The following is a 1,038-nucleotide window of genomic DNA, read 5'->3' on the forward strand; positions in this document are numbered from 1 at the left end:
GAAAAAACAAGCATCGCCATGAACATATCTCATGGGATGATGTACAGGCAAGGCTTGAAGCTCATCCTGAGAAATTATGGTCGCTAGATGAAATGGAAGCAACCGGTGGTGAGCCAGATGTAGTAGCTATTGATGATAATACAGGCGAATATATTTTCTTCGATTGTGCCGCCGAAAGTCCTAAAGGAAGGAGAAGTTTTTGTTATGATCGCGATGCCTGGGAATCAAGAAAAGAACATAAGCCTCAAAATAACGCTCTCGGGGCAGCAAAAGCAATGGGCGTTGCAATACTTACCGAAGACGAATATCGGCAATTACAGCAACTGGACAAATTTGATTTAAAAACATCAAGCTGGGTGAAGACCCCGGAAGATATCAGAAAACTTGGTGGCGCTATCTTCTGCGACCGACGATATGGTAAAGTGTTTACTTACCACAACGGAGCAGAATCTTACTACGGCGCCAGAGGCTTTCGTGGTGTATTGAAAATTTAGTACGCTTTATACCTAACAATAAATTTATGCTCAGAAAAATTATCTTATTCTCATTTTTTAGTTTTGTATTTTCTCCGGCGTTTAGCCAGGTGCCGCGAAAAGTTTCACTTTATCTCTTTTCCCAGTACAACAAAACGCTTTCCGACCAAACCAAAGGCAATAATCCCTGGGGTTTTGGATTAGGAATGCAGGCAACGGCCAACACAAAAACTAAACTAAAACCTATGCTTGAAATTACCGCAGACTGGTATCTGGAAGACGATAAGGTATTGAGGCTAAGCCCAGATGGCAGTTTTCCAACACAAGATCATACTGTGAATAAAATGATAAACGTGTTTGCCGGCACTACTTTCTCCCCTATTCCTGAGATTTACACCATTATAGCTGCAGGTCCGAGTTTTATTGGTGATCAAGTTTTATTAGGCATTAAACCCACATTTGGCTTTTATTTTTCAAAATCGCAAAGGTTAACAGCAAAGCTTGCCTACATTCATATTTTCAATCGGGATAAATTATCTGCTAAAGATTTCGGCACACTAAGCAT

General features: G+C 40.7%; 2 protein-coding genes. Both read left to right on the forward strand.

Annotation, left to right across the window (positions count from 1 at the left end; translation table 11 throughout):
* Positions 1-494: DUF4256 domain-containing protein (locus tag ON09_RS23740; RefSeq protein ID WP_010603563.1), on the forward strand; the 494-nt coding region annotated here is incomplete at its 5' end.
* A gap of 26 nt (positions 495-520) precedes the next feature.
* A partial coding sequence (locus ON09_RS23745; protein ID WP_010603564.1) for a hypothetical protein occupies positions 521-1,038 on the forward strand: 518 nt, incomplete at its 3' end.

It is taken from the genome of Pedobacter agri PB92 (assembly GCF_000258495.1).
GTDB classification, from domain to species: Bacteria; Bacteroidota; Bacteroidia; order Sphingobacteriales; family Sphingobacteriaceae; genus Pedobacter; species Pedobacter agri.